General features: G+C 28.7%; 18 protein-coding genes. All 18 read right to left on the bottom strand.

Annotated elements, in window-relative coordinates; genetic code table 11:
- The coding region (locus tag AVBRAN12637_RS09165; protein WP_336615770.1) for an XdhC family protein at nucleotides 1-774 on the bottom strand (774 nt) is incomplete at its 3' end.
- Nucleotides 767-1,564: a selenium-dependent molybdenum cofactor biosynthesis protein YqeB gene (yqeB, locus tag AVBRAN12637_RS09160; protein ID WP_336612894.1), complete on the bottom strand. Its 798-nt coding sequence runs from the start codon at nucleotides 1,562-1,564 to the stop codon at nucleotides 767-769. The genes AVBRAN12637_RS09165 and yqeB, both read right to left, overlap by 8 nt.
- A complete protein-coding gene (locus AVBRAN12637_RS09155; protein ID WP_214150225.1) occupies nucleotides 1,557-2,120 on the bottom strand; it encodes an NTP transferase domain-containing protein in 564 nt (187 codons plus the stop codon). The genes yqeB and AVBRAN12637_RS09155 overlap by 8 nt, the downstream gene beginning before the upstream one ends.
- Nucleotides 2,117-2,791 (bottom strand): selenium cofactor biosynthesis protein YqeC, encoded by a 675-nt coding sequence (gene yqeC / locus AVBRAN12637_RS09150; RefSeq protein WP_336612895.1) that lies wholly within the window; start codon nucleotides 2,789-2,791, stop codon nucleotides 2,117-2,119. The genes AVBRAN12637_RS09155 and yqeC overlap by 4 nt, the downstream gene beginning before the upstream one ends.
- Nucleotides 2,781-3,242, bottom strand: a complete 462-nt coding sequence (locus tag AVBRAN12637_RS09145; protein WP_214118859.1) for a (2Fe-2S)-binding protein — start codon at nucleotides 3,240-3,242, stop codon at nucleotides 2,781-2,783. The genes yqeC and AVBRAN12637_RS09145 overlap by 11 nt, the downstream gene beginning before the upstream one ends.
- A complete protein-coding gene (gene xdhB, locus AVBRAN12637_RS09140; RefSeq protein WP_239802931.1) occupies nucleotides 3,232-4,107 on the bottom strand; it encodes a xanthine dehydrogenase subunit XdhB in 876 nt (291 codons plus the stop codon). The genes AVBRAN12637_RS09145 and xdhB overlap by 11 nt, the downstream gene beginning before the upstream one ends.
- Nucleotides 4,095-6,392, bottom strand: coding sequence for a xanthine dehydrogenase subunit XdhA (gene xdhA, locus AVBRAN12637_RS09135; RefSeq protein ID WP_336615769.1), 2,298 nt, complete (start codon nucleotides 6,390-6,392; stop codon nucleotides 4,095-4,097). Before xdhA ends, xdhB begins: the two co-directional genes overlap by 13 nt.
- Nucleotides 6,393-6,400: 8 nt before the next feature.
- Nucleotides 6,401-7,735, bottom strand: a complete 1,335-nt coding sequence (locus tag AVBRAN12637_RS09130) for a uracil-xanthine permease family protein (RefSeq protein WP_214118853.1) — start codon at nucleotides 7,733-7,735, stop codon at nucleotides 6,401-6,403.
- Nucleotides 7,736-7,972: 237 nt separating this feature from the next.
- On the bottom strand, nucleotides 7,973-8,668 hold the full coding sequence (locus AVBRAN12637_RS09125; RefSeq protein WP_214118851.1) for an ABC transporter ATP-binding protein: 696 nt from the start codon (nucleotides 8,666-8,668) through the stop codon (nucleotides 7,973-7,975).
- Nucleotides 8,668-9,420: an ABC transporter ATP-binding protein gene (locus AVBRAN12637_RS09120; protein WP_214118849.1), complete on the bottom strand. Its 753-nt coding sequence runs from the start codon at nucleotides 9,418-9,420 to the stop codon at nucleotides 8,668-8,670. Before AVBRAN12637_RS09120 ends, AVBRAN12637_RS09125 begins: the two co-directional genes overlap by 1 nt.
- Nucleotides 9,417-10,436 (bottom strand): branched-chain amino acid ABC transporter permease, encoded by a 1,020-nt coding sequence (locus tag AVBRAN12637_RS09115; protein WP_442862258.1) that lies wholly within the window; start codon nucleotides 10,434-10,436, stop codon nucleotides 9,417-9,419. The genes AVBRAN12637_RS09120 and AVBRAN12637_RS09115 overlap by 4 nt, the downstream gene beginning before the upstream one ends.
- On the bottom strand, nucleotides 10,436-11,332 hold the full coding sequence (locus AVBRAN12637_RS09110; RefSeq protein ID WP_214118846.1) for a branched-chain amino acid ABC transporter permease: 897 nt from the start codon (nucleotides 11,330-11,332) through the stop codon (nucleotides 10,436-10,438). The genes AVBRAN12637_RS09115 and AVBRAN12637_RS09110 overlap by 1 nt, the downstream gene beginning before the upstream one ends.
- 142 nt (nucleotides 11,333-11,474) lie before the next feature.
- A complete protein-coding gene (locus AVBRAN12637_RS09105) occupies nucleotides 11,475-12,239 on the bottom strand; it encodes an ABC transporter ATP-binding protein (protein ID WP_336614304.1) in 765 nt (254 codons plus the stop codon).
- On the bottom strand, nucleotides 12,232-12,957 hold the full coding sequence (locus AVBRAN12637_RS09100; RefSeq protein WP_214118843.1) for an ABC transporter ATP-binding protein: 726 nt from the start codon (nucleotides 12,955-12,957) through the stop codon (nucleotides 12,232-12,234). Before AVBRAN12637_RS09100 ends, AVBRAN12637_RS09105 begins: the two co-directional genes overlap by 8 nt.
- Entirely contained in the window at nucleotides 12,950-13,771 is an 822-nt protein-coding gene (gene nikC, locus AVBRAN12637_RS09095; RefSeq protein WP_336614303.1) for a nickel ABC transporter permease subunit NikC, read from the bottom strand. Before nikC ends, AVBRAN12637_RS09100 begins: the two co-directional genes overlap by 8 nt.
- A complete protein-coding gene (locus AVBRAN12637_RS09090) occupies nucleotides 13,764-14,693 on the bottom strand; it encodes an ABC transporter permease subunit (protein WP_336615768.1) in 930 nt (309 codons plus the stop codon). The genes nikC and AVBRAN12637_RS09090 overlap by 8 nt, the downstream gene beginning before the upstream one ends.
- 1 nt (nucleotide 14,694) lies before the next feature.
- A complete protein-coding gene (nikA, locus tag AVBRAN12637_RS09085; protein ID WP_239802936.1) occupies nucleotides 14,695-16,230 on the bottom strand; it encodes a nickel ABC transporter substrate-binding protein in 1,536 nt (511 codons plus the stop codon).
- A gap of 9 nt (nucleotides 16,231-16,239) precedes the next feature.
- Entirely contained in the window at nucleotides 16,240-16,365 is a 126-nt protein-coding gene (locus tag AVBRAN12637_RS09850; RefSeq protein ID WP_442862439.1) for a hypothetical protein, read from the bottom strand.
- Between the last annotated feature and the right edge of the window lie 16 nt (nucleotides 16,366-16,381).

The raw sequence follows: 16,381 nt of genomic DNA, 5'->3' as shown, positions 1-16,381 counted from the left end.
TTTTTTTTTATGTGCTAATTTACCTTGATTTTTGATAAGCAAAACCTCACTTAAAATACTAAACGCAATTTCTCTTGGCTCCTGATTTGCAATGTCTAAACCTATTGGAGCATAAATTTTATTAAATAATTCGGCACTAAAATTATCTTTAATCAGCTCATCTTTAATGAATTTATGTTTAGTTTTACTTCCAATAACACCAACATATTTTGCATTTTTATCTATTACATTTTTTAAGCATTTATAATCATCTAAATGAGATTTTGTAACAATAATTACATAAGTATTATCATCAATATCTAAAAAACTCAAATCTTCATAATTACTGAAATATTCTTCATTTGCTAAACCTTGCAAATAATCTTGCCTATCATCAATTAAAATGGAATAAAAACCTAAATATTTTGATAAAAATAATATTTCTTTACCAATATGTCCTGCTCCACATATTATTAATTTTGCTTTTTGATTAATAATTTTTATATAACCACTCGCAAGCCCGCCACACTGCATTTTTAAGTCTCCATTCGGTGTTAATTCGTGATTAAAAATTTTACTTTTATTATTTTCTAAACATTCTTTAGCTTCTTTTAAAACTTCAAATTCTAATTTACCACCACCTATACTTCCAATGCTTGTGCCATCGCTAAATAAAGCCATCATAGAACCTGCATTTCTAGGAGTGCTACCACTTGATTTTGTAAGAGTTATTAAGGCAATTTTTTCATTTTTCTCACATCTTTTATATATTTCTTTTATTATCAATTCATCCATTTTTATTCCTATTTTCAAAATACATCAAAGCTTCAAGAACCCCACCACCTATGCTCCTAGCCTTATCTGAAATACTAAAGCAATTTTCATATTCACTAATTCTTGGGTCAATATCTGCAATTTTAAGACCCTTTACTACTTCAAAATTATCATTAATAATACCTCTTAAAAGCCCACTTATACTAGCTTTAACAGGTGTATTATCAATATATGCAATAATTTCTTCTTCTTTTACAATATCACCTATTTTAGCAATAGCTTTAAAGATTCCATTATCGTTTGCATAGATTACTCTTTTTGCTCCAATTCCTTTTACTTCAGCAGGAATTCCTGTATTTTCTTCAGTAAAACCACTTAAAATAACCTTGCCTAAATTATGGCCGCGATTACTCTCAATTACAGCGTGAGCGTCAATTCCAGCACAAAATCCAGGTCCAATAGCAATCACAACAGGAGCCATATTAATATTTGTTCCTAAATTCCTTTTAGCTAAAATTGAATCAATTAAAGCCCTTGGTTTTATATAATTTAAAATATCTAAATTCTCATCAATTATAATAGGGATAAAATCCTTACAATCTAAAATCTCATCTTTATTAACTAACTTCGCTTTTATACCTTCTATTTCACAAGTTTTATCATAAACTGCTTGAGAAAAACAAACTTTTGTTCTAATTGAACTTGGTTTTAAACATTCTAATAAAAGTATCTTAAAGCCTGCTCTAAAAAGCCTAGCAGCAATACCGCTAGCAATATCACCCGCTCCTCTAATAATTATAAATTCACTCATCAATCAACCTTAAATCTTCTTTAGTATCTATATCTTTTCCTTCTAATTCATCATATAAATCAACAAAAATTACTTTATCTTTATATTTTTGAATTAGCACTCTTCCACCACTATCATTATCTAATTCGCACAATTCTTTAAAATATTTTTTATCAAAAATAGTAGGCAAGGAATTAATATTATTAAATCTAGGAACAACAATATAATTTTCTTTATATTTTGAAATGATAGTTTTTATTGAATTAGTTTTTAAAAATATTTGATCAATCGGTAAAAATATGGCGTAATCATAATCTAAAACATTATTTAAAGCTATTTTTATACTTGTATTTTGACCCTTATTAAAGGCATTTAAAACCACATTAAAATCTTTATAATTTGTCTTTAAATACTCGTAATTATTCTCATTAGCAACTATTTTAATATCCATATTAAGCTCTAAAGTTTTTTGAATAATCAAATCAATAAAATAAGTATTTTTATATTTTAAAAATGATTTATTTAAACCAAGCCTTCTTGAATATCCAGCTGCTAAAATAATACAAATTCCTTTCAAAAATTAAGCCTTATATATTTTTCTTCTTTTAAAAAACCAGCTAATAATCTAAAATTTTTTAATCTTTTTGCAAGTTCATTTAATACTTTTAAATCATCACATCTATTAAAAAAAATAAAATTATCAGAATTTAAACTAATATTTTCAAACATTTTTAAACAAATTTTTTCTATTAAATCAATACTTAAAACATCATTTTTACTCACTTCAAATACTTTCAAAAAATCATCAAACCTATGAATGAAATTCTCATTTAATTGATAATTTAATAAATGAAGTGGAATAATTCCTATTATTTTATTGGTATTTTCTAAAATAACAGGCTCATTATTTTTCCAAACTTTATAAGGCAATTCCTTAGCTCCATCAGCTTCATATATAAACAAATCACAATTTTTATAAAAATCACTAAAATCATCTAAAGCATTTACTTTATTGTCAATAATTTTTCCACATAAATTAACGCCTTTTTTAAGATTTGTAATACTTGTTTGATTATATAGATTATTAAAATTTATATCTTTTACTTCATACATTTTTGTACTTGTTGTAAGAATTGTGATTTTATCTTGATTTTGTTTAGCTAGATTATAAGCAAAAGTGGTCTTCCCACCAGAGCCTATAATCGCAATTTTGTCTTTATATTTAATATCTAAAGCTTCATTTAGCATTATTTGCAGTATCTTCTATGGCTTGAAAGATTTTTTTATATCCTGTGCAACGACATAGATTACCAGACACCCCTCGCCTTATTTCAAACTTAGTAGGCATTTTATTTTTACTAAGCAAAGCAGTTGATGAAATAATAAACCCAGGAGTGCAAAATCCACACTGAACAGCTCCATTTTTTACAAAATTTTCTTGTAAAAGACTTAAGCCATCAAAAGGGGTTAAACCTTCTATAGTAGTTATTTTTTTACCATCAGCCCAAGCTGCTAAATAAATACAGCTATTTACATTTTTACCATCAACTAAAACAGCACAAGCTCCACATTCACCAACACTACAGCCTTCTTTAGTTCCACTTAGTTGCAATACATTTCTTATTAATTCAAGCAATGACATTCTAGGGTCAATGTGTAATTCATAAAATTTATCATTTATATAAGTTTTAATTTTCATAATTTTTTCCTATTAATTCATAAATAGCTCTTTTTGTAAGCGTTGTTAAAAGATTATTTCTAAAATCTTTAGAAGCTCTCCAAGAATCTCTTGCCTTTGTTTCATTTAAAATATTATTAGCAATTTTTTCAATATTATCTTTAGTTAATTTTAAACCTTTTGCTAATTTTTCACTTTCTTTAGCTCTAATAGGAGTAGGAGCAGCCACTCCGTAAGCTAATTTTAAATCAATTATCTCATCATTATTAGTTTTTAACATAACACTAACTCCAATTGTAGCTATATCCATAGCATTTCTTTGAGCAAATTTTATATATTTACTAACATAACCATTAAAAGATTTTTTAGGAATTTTAATACTTGTTAAAATATCTCCTTTTTCTAATTTAACAACACCAGAACTGATATAAAAATCATTTATAGCAATTTCTTTGCGTGTGTCTTCATTGTAAATAACCAAAATCGCATCAAGAGTAAAAAGACTTGAAGCACTATCAGCAGAAGTTGCGCCATTGCAAATATTTCCACCTATTGTAGCCATATTTCTAATTTGCGGGCCACCAACTAGAGCAGCTGCTTGTTTTAGATTTGTTAAATTATTTTTTATAATTTCATTATTTTCTATATCATCAAAAGTGCATAATGCGCCTATATGAATAAACTCATCATCAATTGTTATGGTTTTTAATTCTTTTAAAGTATTAATTCCTATTAAATGCTTATTTGCATATTTTTTATCCAAACTTCTAAGTTTAATTAAAATATCAGTTCCGCCTGCAATTAATACCGAATCATCTATAGTTTTTAATAGCCTACTAGCTTCATTAACGCTTTTTGCTTCCGTGTAATTACTTAAATAATACATTCTTTATCCTTAGCTTGAAAAAATCTTTCTGGTGTTATTGGAATTTGATTAAACTCTATATTTGTAGCATCAAGCACTGCATTTCTAATAGCAGGTGCAGGAGAACACATAGGAGGTTCACCTAAAGACTTATTACCAAATGGACCATAAGGGTCATAATTATCAACAAAACTAACATCTAAATCAGGAACATCAAGTGCGGTTGGAACTTTATAATCTAAAAGATTATTATTTAAAATCTTACCTGTTTTTTTGTCATATTTTAATTCTTCTAATAAAGCATAAGGAATTGCCATTCCCATTCCACCTTCTACCTGAGAACTTGCTAAAAGTGGATTTAATACCTTACCAGCATCATGAACATTTAAAATATCTAATATCTCTATTTTTCCTGTATTCATATCAACTTCAACCATAGCCATAGTAATACCATAACTATAAGAATTTGTATGGCAATTTACACTTGCAAATGCCGATAAACTTTTAGCCTTTTGCCAATCATAAGTAGTGTGTAAAGCAAAATCAGCCAAACTCATTAAAACTTCTTTATTCTTAAAAACAATATTTGCATTTTCTAAATCAAGATTTGCAAAATCAACATCTTTTAATCTCGCTGCTGCTTTTAATATTTTTGTTTTTAATTTTAAAGCAGCTTCTTTTACTGCAAGTCCTGTTACATAGCTTTGTCTTGAAGCATAAGCTCCTGTATCAAATGGAGCTGTATCTGTATCAGTATTCGCATCAACTATAACCCAATCATAAGGAATACTTAAAACTTCTGCTGCCATTTGAGCTAAAACCGTATCAGAACCTTGTCCGATTTCAGTTGAACCTAGCATTAGTTTAATATGTGCGTCTTGATTTAGTATTACTCTAGCTGCCGCTGTTTCTAAGCCCTTTGGATAAACACCTGTTGTATAAGTGAAGGTTGCAAGCCCTACCCCACGCTTTTTATAAAGGTGTTTAAATTCTTTACAGGCTTTTTGTTTTTCATAGTAATTAAATTTCTCTTTAGCAACCTCAATACATTCTTTTAATTTAGCTGATTTTTGAATAACTTGATTTAGTGGATTTAAAACATCATTTCCTACTATATTTTTTTCTCTAAAACTAATAGAATCAAAACCCATTTTTCTAGCTACATTTTCCATAAAACTTTCTATAAAAAACATAACCTGTGGAACTCCATATCCTCTCATAGCCCCAGCTGTTGCTATATTTGTATGAACGGTTTTAATGTCATATCTAAAGTTAGGAATATTATATAAAGATAATAAAACTCCACCACCTTTAATACCAACCGAATGAGTATGAGATGCGTAAGCTCCTTTATTTGATAATACTTCTATATCTAAAGCATTTATAAAGCCATCTTTACTAATACCCATTTTTGCTTTATATTCCATTTCGTGTCTTGTTCTTGTATATGCGATACTTTCTTCTCTATCAAGTGCAATTTGAACAATTTCTCCACCCATAGCCATAGATAAAGCAACGCAAAGTGGCTCTATTGTTACTTCTTGTTTATTACCAAAACCACCACCAACAAAAGGTTTTATTACTCTAAAATAACTCCAATGTTTTTCAAAAACTTCGCCTAAAATTCTTCTTAAAATATGTGGAATTTGAGTTGAACTTACTACCACATAACGATTATCTTGGTCTTTATAAGCATAAGCAATCTGATTTTCCATATGGCAATGTTGTTGTAAAGGAACTTTAAATGTATCACTAAAAACATAATCGCTATTAGCTAAAGCCGATTCTACATCTCCAACTTTACTAATAGTATGAGCCATTATATTGCTATCTAAATCCTCATGAATTTTCGCAGCTCCTTCTTGCATTGCTTCTTGTGGGGTTAGATAAAAAGGAAGCTCATCATATTCAACCTTTACCTTACTTACAGCAATTTTTGCAGCTAAATCAGTGGTTGCAATAACAGCTGCTATTTCATCTCCAAACAATCTAACATGCTCTGTTAAAATGGTTCTATCATACCTATCTCTAGTCTTTGGGTCTAGTCCAAATGGATGACCTGCGGTTGCAAACTTAGTTTTTGGCATATCTTTATAAGTTAAAATTTTAATAACCCCATCAACCTTTAAAGCTTCGCTAAAATCAAAACTTTTAACATATCCATGTGCTATGCTAGATCTTACTATTCTTGCATAAAACTTTTTCTTAGTAGGAATATCAGCAGTATAAATTGCTTTACCTGTAACTTTAGCGTAAGCATCCCATCTTGTTTCACTTTTACCTATCGTTTTAAATTCTTCTTTCATACTCACCCTTATTTATCTTTTGCAAAAATTAAAGAAGCTATCATAGAAATTACACAAACTCCTACTATGCTATCTTTAAAAACCCAACTTATATAACCTGGCAAATTACTAGTAATTTCAGGATGGACTCCAAACCCATACCCAAGACCAAAAGTAATACCTAATATCATTACATTTTTGTTGCTAAATCCAGCATAAGCTACAATCTTAATACCATTTATCAAAATCATAGCAAAAATCATAATAACTGCACCCCCTAAAACACTATCTGGAATAGTCCTAAAAACAGCTCCTAATTTAGGAATAAAAGCTGATACTATAATAAAAAAAGCACCTAAAGCTATGCAATATTTATTTATAATTTTTGTCATTGCTATTATTCCTGCATTTTGACCATAAGCTGTATTAGGTAAAGCATTTAACAAACTAGCCACCATACAACCAACACCATCTGCTAAAATAGCTCCACTGATTTCTTTTTCTTTAGCACACCTATTAAAAGCTGCTACGGTAATTCCATTAACATTTCCAATAGTTTCTAAACTTGTGATTATATAAACGATAATGGCACTTACAATAGGGGCTAGTTCAAAATGAAATTCATTAATTAAAATAATTGGAATAGGCAAGCTAAACCAACTTGCTTCACTAATAATACTAGTATCTACTCTACCTACCATATAAGCTAAAAAATATCCTACAACAAGACCTATTAAAATAGCTGAAACTTTAAAGATACCCTTTGCAAATCGTTGAATAGCAATAATGATTGCAAAAGTGCTAAAAGATAAACATAAATTAATAATATCCCCATAAGTTCCCATTTTTTTAGCAGCTAAACCACCCGCACAATAATTAACACCCACATCTAATAAATTAATGCCGATTGCAATTAATACAACACCTATTACTAATTCAGATAAAATCTTTGTAATATATTTGTAAGCAAAACCAATAAATATAGTAATTATACTGCCTATAAGAGAAGAAGCTAAAATTGCACTAAAACCATAAGTATTTGCAACACTTATAGCTGTTGGCACAAAAGCAAATGTAGTCCCCATAACTATTGGAAGATTAGCACCTATTTGGATATTTTTATATTTGATTGGATAAAGTTGCAGAAGAGTTACTATGCCAGAAGCTAGCATAGCTGATTGGATTAAACTGATACTTTCTTGCGTGGATATTACAATACTCGTGCTATTTAACACCCCTATAATTATCAAAATGGGGGCTAAATTTCCTGTAAACATAGCAAGAACATGCTGCATTCCCAAAGGAAGTGCTACAAAAAACGGGGGTTTTCCTTCTAGTTGGTAAATTAAATTCTTATTTTTCATCACACACTTTCATTTTAGATAAAAGTGATTATATAAAATCTTACTTAAAATCATCTTGATATTTATTGATAATGCTAAAACATAAGTAGAATTAAATTCCTAAGTTAAATAATAAAAATATATTTATACTAAAAAAATAATCATTATAAAATCTCATATATAAATACTTAATTTATAACAAGGCTAAAATAAATCATATTAAAATATAAAACCGAAAAATTAATTCCGATTTTATATTTAAATTCCTAAATATTTTTTGCGAATATTATCATCATTTGCAAGGTCAATTCCTTTGCCTTCTAAAACGATTTTACCATTTTCTAAAACATAAGCCCTATCGCTTATTTTTAATGCTTGTTGGGCGTTTTGCTCTACTAATAAAATCGTAATTCCTTCATTTTTTAAAACCTTAATTATCTCAAAAACTTCTCCTACAATCTTAGGTGCAAGTCCTAGACTTGGCTCATCTAACATAAGTAATTTTGGCTCCCCCATTAAAGCTCTTGAGATTGCTAACATTTGTGCTTCTCCACCACTTAAATTCCTTGCTAAGGTATTGTTTTTTTGCTTTAAGCGTGGGAACAATCTATACATTTGCTCTTTTAAATGCTCGTAATTATCAGCATTATAAAACGCTCCCATTTTAAGATTATCTTCTATACTAAGATTTGCAAAAACTCTTCTTCCTTCTGGCACAAGGCTAATTCCTTTTTGAACTAGAGTATGAGTTTTATGCCTTTCTATTTCATAACCTAAAAAATTAATCTCCCCACTACGCTTAGGAATATTCAAAATCGCATTTAAAGTGCTAGTTTTACCTGCCCCGTTACTGCCTACTATACTTACGATTTCTCCTGAGTTTATATGAAAACTAATATCATCAACAGCTTTAATCAAGCCATAATGAACGCTTAAGTTTTTAACCTTTAACATTAAAAATCTCCTAAATATGCTTTAATTACTTCATTATTATTAACTGCTTCTTTTGGTGAGCCTAAGAAAATACTCTTACCATAATCAAGCACTAAAACCCTATCACATAAGCTATTTACAAACTTCATATCATGCTCAATCAACACTATACTAAGCTCTTTTTTAAGAGTAGTTATAATATCTGCTAATTCATTGCTCTCAGTCCCATTCATTCCTGCTACAGGCTCATCAAGTAATAATAATTTTGGTTTTAGTGCTAATGCTCTTGCTATTTCTAATTTTCTTTGTTCTCCATAACTTAATTCGGTTGATTTTGCATTAGCTAAATGAGAGATTTTAAGAGTATTTAGTATTTTTATTGCTTCTTCTCTTGCTTGTTTTTCAGCCTTTTTATATCTTGCAATATGCAAAAACGCTTCAAAAATATTGTAATTAATACTACAATTTAGCCCTATTAAAACATTCTCAAGCACACTCATAGATGAAAATAATCTAATATTTTGAAAAGTCCTTGCAATGCCTAATTTTGTGATTTCTAATTGATTTAGATTTGTAATGTTTTTATTATCAAAAATAATCTCGCCCGAACTTGGCTTATAAGCTCCTGAAATTATATTAAATAAAGTAGTTTTCCCCGCTCCATTAGGCCCAATAAGTCCAAAAACTTCACCTTTTTTAACGCTAAGATTTGCATTATTTATAGCCTTTACTCCACCAAAATTCTTATCAATATTCTTAAGCTCTAAAATCATTTTTTAAACCTTTTAAAAATAATATCGCTTAGCTCCTTATCGCCAAAAATCCCACGCCTTGCAAATAGCATTACTAAAATTAATATGATAGAAAACACAAGCATTCTAAGTCCTGGCAAACCTTTTGTCTCATAACCAAAAATATTCATAGGTTCATCTAAAAATCTAAGCCACTCACTTCCACCAATTACTAAAATAGCTCCAATAATTGCTCCTGTAGTGCTTCCTAACCCACCTAAAACTATGATAATTAATAATTGAAATGTAAATAAAAAGTCAAATTGTTCAGGCGTAACACTTGTGATATAGCAAGCTAAAAGCCCACCTGCTACACCTTCTAAAAAAGCACTAGTCCCAAAAGCTAAAGTCTTAATCCTAAAAGTATTAATCCCCATAGCTAAAGCTGCATCTTCATCATCTCTTACAGCCTTCATTGCTCTGCCGTATTTTGAATAAATGATATTAAGTATTAAAACAACGCTAATAATAGTAATAATTCCAACTATATATAAAAAATTATTCGGTTTTGGAATTTCATTTAACCCTTGCACTCCGTTTGTAAAAGCTGCGAAATTAAGTGCAATTAATTTAATAATTATCCCAAATCCAAGCGTAACGATAGCTAAATAATCTCCCCTTACACGAAAAACAGCAAAGCTTAAGATTAAAGATAAAGCCAAAGCACCAAAACCACCAGCTAATAAAGCTATAAAAAAGCTATCAGTATGAAATGATAAAATAAATGGATGCGGGTCTAATAAGCTAAATTGATCTTGCTTAGCTTCAATATCAAGCAATAATAAAGCCGTAATATAAGCACCAACTGCAACAAAACCATTAGGCTCTAGGCTAAATTGCCCTGTTACACCATTGATTAGATTATAAGATACTGCCAAGATTATAAAAATACTAATATTTATAAAAGTTCTTAAAGCATAATCACTCAAGCAATATTGAGCCGCAAAAATGCTTAAAACTGCTAAGATTAAAATGATTATTGAAAATATATTTTTCATTAAAATCTACTCCTTTCATAATCTTGCCCCATAATTCCTGTTGGTTTAAACAATAAAACAAATACTAAAAATATAAATGCAAAACCATCTTTAAATCCAGCTAAATCAGGCACAAAAGCTACTATTAAAACTTCGCAAAATCCAATTATAAGCCCACCAAGAACAGCTCCACCAACGCTACCAATACCACCTAAAACAGCAGCTCCAAAAGCCTTAAGCCCTATTAAAACTCCCATATTAGGGTCAATTTGTGGATATTTACACGCCCAAAAAATCCCGCCAATACAAGCTAACATTGAGCCTAGTGCAAATACAAAAGCTATAATTTTATTAGCATCAATTCCCATTAAAGCAACGGTTGAAATATCAAAAGCAAGTGCACGAATAGCAATTCCATATTTGCTTTTATACAAAATCAATAAAACAGCTATTAAAATAATAATAGTTAAAGTTGGAATTATCAAATCAAGCAAAGACATTCTAATATCAAATAAATTAATAGGATTTATCAAAATACTTGGTGCATTAAATGGTTGTGGTGTGCTTGTAAATAATACATTTATTAGATTTTCTAAGAAAAACGAAACTCCAATAGCAGTTATTAATAGTGAAATTCTAGGAGAATTTCTAAGTGGCTTATAAGCAATCTTATCAATGCTAATCCCAAGTGCAATACAAATTAATATAGCAAAACCAAAAGCAGGTATAAACGGAAAGGCAAAAAAATTAAGTGCAAATAAACAAGCATACGAGCCTATCATCATAATATCGCCGTGAGCAAAATTGATAAGCCTTAAAACTCCATAAACCATAGTATATCCAATAGCAATTAGTGCATACATTGAGCCTAGTGAAAAGCCATTGAAAATCTGTTGAATAAGTAGCGTCGAACTCATTAAAAACCTTTTTTGAAAATAAAAAGAAATATTAATAAACTAAGCTTAATTTCATAATAATTTTTAAGATTAATTATAAGAATTTGTAAATTCGTAACACTTTTTTACAAAATTACAAAAATTATATTTAATCTTTTAAATATTATTTATAAAAATCCTTAGGAAAAGGTTTTAATATGCTATTGCTTAATTCTTTAGCTATTAAACTTTCAAATTCTAAGTCTTTGCTTACTTTTTTGCTCTCAATTACCTTGCCTTTATCAAGGACTAAAACTTCATCACAAAATAATTTTATAATCCTTAAATCATGAGTTATTACGATATAGCTTAAATCCTTTTGAAGATTTTTTAAAGTCTTTAAAATCTTTGCTTGAATTAATACATCTAATGAACTTGTAGCTTCATCTAAAATAAGTATTTTTGGCTTAATTGAAATAGCTCTTGCTATGCTTAGTCTTTGTAATTGTCCTCCACTTAGCATTGAGCATTTTTTATCTAATAAGTCTTGATTTAATTCTAATAATTCTAAGCATTCTAAAGCTCTTTTTTTAATCTCGCTTTTGCTAAAATTAGTAAGATTTTCTAAAGGTTCAATCAAGGCTTCATAAACGCTAAAATCAGGGTTAAAAGATGCTCTTGAGTCTTGAAATACTATTTGAATTAATTTTTTATACTCTTTATTATCTTGTATTTTTACATTGTTTAAAAATACATTTCCAGAATTTGCTTTGTAAATATTAGCAATGATTTTTGCTAAAGTACTTTTGCCACTTCCACTAATTCCTAAAATACCTAAAGAATTATTCTCATCTAAATTAAAGCTAACTCCATTTAAAACTTGAGTATATTTATCGCTAAATAAATTTGAGTTTTTATATGAATATGAGATATTTTCTACCTTAAGCATTGCTAACTCCATATAATGATAAATGTGAATTAATTAATTCTTTTGTTATATTTGCTTGTGGGTTTTTAAATATATCAATACAAGTTGCTTCTTCAACAATCCTTGCATTATCCATAACATAAACATAATCAGCAAGTCTTGCAACCACTCCAAAATCATGAGTTATCAACAATATCCCTATTTTGCTTGATATTTCTTCTAATATATCTAAAACTGCAGCTTGAGAAATCAAATCCAAATCACTCGTAGGCTCATCAGCTATTATAAATTTTGCACGAGATACTAAGGCTAAAGCTATCATAATTCTTTGAAGCATTCCGCCACTGCATTCGTGTGGATAAAGATTTAAAACACTTTCGTTCAATTTAACTTTATTTAAAATCTCTTTTATATATTCATTATCAATTTTTAAATTCCTTGCCTTTAAAGTCTCATAAAAGCAGTTTTTGATACTAAATAAAGGATTAAAAGCTGTTCTTGGATTTTGCATAATACAAGCAATATTTTGCTTTGAATTATCATCTAAACAAATACTCCCGCTAAGCTTTAAATTATTTGCTACATATCCCATAATAGCTGTTGCTATTAGGCTTTTTCCACTTCCACTAAGCCCTAATAAAGCCGTGATTTTTCCACTTTGTATATTCATACTAACATTATTTACTAAGGCTGTATCTTTATAAAATATATTTAAATTTTTTACTATTATTTTATCCATGACTTTCAACTTGTATTAAATTTTCAAATTTATCTCTTAAAATATCGCCTAATAAATTAAAAGCAATAATTACAATTAACATAGCAATTCCAGGATATAAAATAAGCTCATAATGAGTTAAAATATAATCTTTTGTTTCAGCTATCATTATCCCCCATTCAGCCTGTGGTGCTTTTACCCCAAGCCCAAGCAAACTAAGACCTGAAATATGCAGCATTATATGCCCCAAATCAAGTGTGCTTAATACCAGTAGCTGCATACAAATAGGCTTTGCAAAATGCTTTTTAAAAATCTTAAAATTACTAGCTCCACAAGTTTTGCTAATTAATACATATTCAGTATTTTTTAGCTTTAAAACAATGCTTCTAATAATCCTTGCATACCAAGCCCAGTGAGTTAAAGCAATGGCTATAATTATATTTAATAAACCAGTTCCTAAAATACCTACGAAAAATAAAGCCAAAACAATAGTAGGAAAACATAAAAATATATCACAAATTCTCATTAAAAAATTATCAATTTTATTATTTGAAAATCCAGCTATAAAACCTACACTAACGCCTAAAACTATTATTATAATAATGGTTGAAAAGGTAGCTAGAATTGAAATATAAGCACCTTCTAAAATCCTTGATAAAATATCTCTTCCTAAATGATCAGTTCCAAAAATATGCAATAATGAATTACTAGCAAATTTATTCGCTAAATTAATCTCATTTGCACTATAAGGTGTATAATATTTACCAAATAAAGCAAGTAAGATTATAAAAGCACATAAAAAATACACAAAATATTCATAAATTTTCTTACTCATATCTAATCCTTGGGTCAATTATCGCATATAAAATATCAGTGATTAAATTAATTAAAATAAACACAAAACACATCATCATACTAAAAGCTTGAATTACAGGATAATCACTATAATAAATAGCACTTACAGCATAACGACCAACTCCAGGATAAGCAAAAATATTTTCAATCACCAAAGCCCCACCAAAAAGTTCAGCTATATGCATACCAAAAACAGTTATTAAAGGTAGTAAAGAATTAAATAAAATATGTTTTGAGTATATCTTATACTTTCCTACGCCACGCATTTTTGCATAAGCTATAAATCTTTCATTACAAGCTTGTAAAAAATTAATCCTAATAAATCTAGCATTAATAGCAATTGACATAAAAGATATTGCTAATGCAGGCATTATTAAATGATTAATCCCACCTATGCCAAAAGGAGGTAATAAATTAAGCTCAACAGAAAAAAATAAAATAAATAATAAACCAAGCCAAAAACTAGGAGTGCTAACACCTAAAAATGAAAAAATTCTTACAAAATAATCAAAAAAATGATTTTTATAAATTGCAGAAAACACCCCAAAAGGAATAGAGATTACAAAAGTTATAAGCAAGGCAAATGATGTTAGCTTTAAAGTATTTCCTAAGTATTCAAATAAATCAGGTGCGATTTTACGATTAGTAAAATATGATGTCCCAAAATCTAATTGCAAAGCGTTTTTTATCCAAACTACATATTGAGTAATTATTGGCTCATTTAAGCCTAGCATAATTCTTGTATGCTCTATCGCTTCATTAGTCGGTGCTATCCCACTAACTTGCAAATAATTCATAACTGCATCAGTTCCATTCAGCCTAATTAATAAAAAAATAAAAATTGATGCTAAAAACAAGCAAATAATGGCATATAAAGTTCTTTTTAATATGAATTTTTTCATACTACTCCTTAATTTCTATATCATCAAAAGGAATTTCATATTTTAAAATACTCGTTTTAACTCCTTTTAATTTAGGACTTGCAACGCATATATTTGTATGATATACAATAGGAATATATACCGCTTCATCGTGTAAGATTGTAAGTATTTCTTTAGCTAGTTTAGATTTTTCATCTTTATTCATTGTTTTAGATAATTTTTCTATATTTTCATCAATTAGTGGTTTTTGCTTTAATCCAATTTGAGCCATATAATCAGCGTGAGCTGGTGCAACCATAGAAGCCATAAAAATTTCAGGCTCATAAGGAGCTCCCCAAGTAGCATTAAAGATTAATTCAAATTCCCCATTTCTATGTCTTTTATAAAATATAGTGCTTTCATTAGCTTGTAAGATTAGATTAATTCCTATTTCTTTTAAATTCGCTTGTAATACTTCTGATATAGCCTTTTGCTCTGCGTTAATGCCTATATAAGAAATCACTATATCTAATCTTTTGCCATCTTTTTCTAAAAAGCCATTTTTAAATTCCCAACCATTATCAAGTAATAATTGCTTAGCTTTTTTAGGATTATATTCGTATGCACTTCTATCAATTTTGCCATTTGGCACATTATCATCATAGAAAAAATCAGCCTTTGGTCTTGTCCCATAGAAAACATATTTGCTAATTTCATCTTTATTAATAGCCATATTAATAGCCTTTCTTACATTAATATCATTTGTTGGATATTTTGCTGTATTTTGCGCTATTAAAATAGTGCTAAGTGGCTTTGAGATTAGCGTTTGATAATCGCTTTTTTGCAAGTTTATAAAATCTTCTAAGCTAATTTCTCCATCAGTATAAATATAATCAATTTCTTTTGTTTTTAGAGCTATTACTTTTGAGCTTGGATCAGGAATTATTTTACATACTATGCTATCAATTTTAGCTTTTTCGCCCCAATAATTTTCGTTTTTAACAAACTTATCATAAACGCCTAATTTAGTATCAACGAATTTCCATTTACCTGTGCCAATTGGTGCTTTTATACCATCTTTTGTATTATTGTCAATCATAGCACTTGGAGCTATAAATCTAAAAGGACGAATAAGACTAAGTTCTCTTAAAGTAGGTTCATAAATATGTTTTAAATGTAGCTTTACTTCATAATCATTAACCACTTCAAGATAATCAAAAGCTCTTACAAGTGCAAAAGAAATATGCCTTTGTTTATTAGCAAAAATTGCATCAAAATTAAGCTTTACTGCATTTGCATTAAAGTCTTCTCCATTAGAAAACTTAACTCCTTTTCTAAGATAAAAAGTATATACCAAACCATCTTCGCTAATCTCCCATGAAGTTGCTAGGCTAGGTATTATTTGATTATCTTGCGAGTATGAGACAAATCCTTCATAAACCATATTTTGAGCAAACATTTCATTTGGAGAATACAAATGTGGATTTAGTTCTCCTACATTTTTAGAAGTAGCTACTTTTAGCTCACTTGAATTTAAAAAACTAATTAATAAAATAAATACAAAAAATAATTTTTTCATTTTAATCCTTTATATTGTTTCTGGCTGAATAGTAATATGATGTATATTAAACTCATTCTTAAGTAAAGCATTAAGCTTTTGTAAAACACTTTTAAACTCATTTAAATCATCTAAGATTATATGAGCTGTTAGTATATGATAATCTTGAGAT

This window comes from Campylobacter sp. RM12637, assembly GCF_020137645.1.
Lineage (GTDB): Bacteria > Campylobacterota > Campylobacteria > Campylobacterales > Campylobacteraceae > Campylobacter_E.
This window is presented reverse-complemented; position numbering and strand designations above follow the sequence as displayed.

Excerpts from the sequence above, each read along its gene's own strand:
- AVBRAN12637_RS09120 (WP_214118849.1), bottom strand. The coding sequence starts at position 9,420 with ATGATTTTAGAGCTTAAGAATATTGATAAGAATTTTGGTGGAGTAAAG.
- AVBRAN12637_RS09145 (WP_214118859.1), bottom strand. The coding sequence starts at position 3,242 with ATGAAAATTAAAACTTATATAAATGATAAATTTTATGAATTACACATT.
- AVBRAN12637_RS09115 (WP_442862258.1), bottom strand. The coding sequence starts at position 10,436 with ATGAAAAATATATTTTCAATAATCATTTTAATCTTAGCAGTTTTAAGC.
- AVBRAN12637_RS09110 (WP_214118846.1), bottom strand. The coding sequence starts at position 11,332 with ATGAGTTCGACGCTACTTATTCAACAGATTTTCAATGGCTTTTCACTA.
- yqeB (WP_336612894.1), bottom strand. The coding sequence starts at position 1,564 with ATGAGTGAATTTATAATTATTAGAGGAGCGGGTGATATTGCTAGCGGT.
- AVBRAN12637_RS09090 (WP_336615768.1), bottom strand. The coding sequence starts at position 14,693 with ATGAAAAAATTCATATTAAAAAGAACTTTATATGCCATTATTTGCTTG.
- xdhB (WP_239802931.1), bottom strand. The coding sequence starts at position 4,107 with ATGTATTATTTAAGTAATTACACGGAAGCAAAAAGCGTTAATGAAGCT.
- yqeC (WP_336612895.1), bottom strand. The coding sequence starts at position 2,791 with ATGCTAAATGAAGCTTTAGATATTAAATATAAAGACAAAATTGCGATT.
- AVBRAN12637_RS09130 (WP_214118853.1), bottom strand. The coding sequence starts at position 7,735 with ATGAAAAATAAGAATTTAATTTACCAACTAGAAGGAAAACCCCCGTTT.
- AVBRAN12637_RS09105 (WP_336614304.1), bottom strand. The coding sequence starts at position 12,239 with ATGCTTAAGGTAGAAAATATCTCATATTCATATAAAAACTCAAATTTA.
- nikA (WP_239802936.1), bottom strand. The coding sequence starts at position 16,230 with ATGAAAAAATTATTTTTTGTATTTATTTTATTAATTAGTTTTTTAAAT.
- AVBRAN12637_RS09100 (WP_214118843.1), bottom strand. The coding sequence starts at position 12,957 with ATGGATAAAATAATAGTAAAAAATTTAAATATATTTTATAAAGATACA.
- AVBRAN12637_RS09125 (WP_214118851.1), bottom strand. The coding sequence starts at position 8,668 with ATGTTAAAGGTTAAAAACTTAAGCGTTCATTATGGCTTGATTAAAGCT.
- nikC (WP_336614303.1), bottom strand. The coding sequence starts at position 13,771 with ATGAGTAAGAAAATTTATGAATATTTTGTGTATTTTTTATGTGCTTTT.
- xdhA (WP_336615769.1), bottom strand. The coding sequence starts at position 6,392 with ATGAAAGAAGAATTTAAAACGATAGGTAAAAGTGAAACAAGATGGGAT.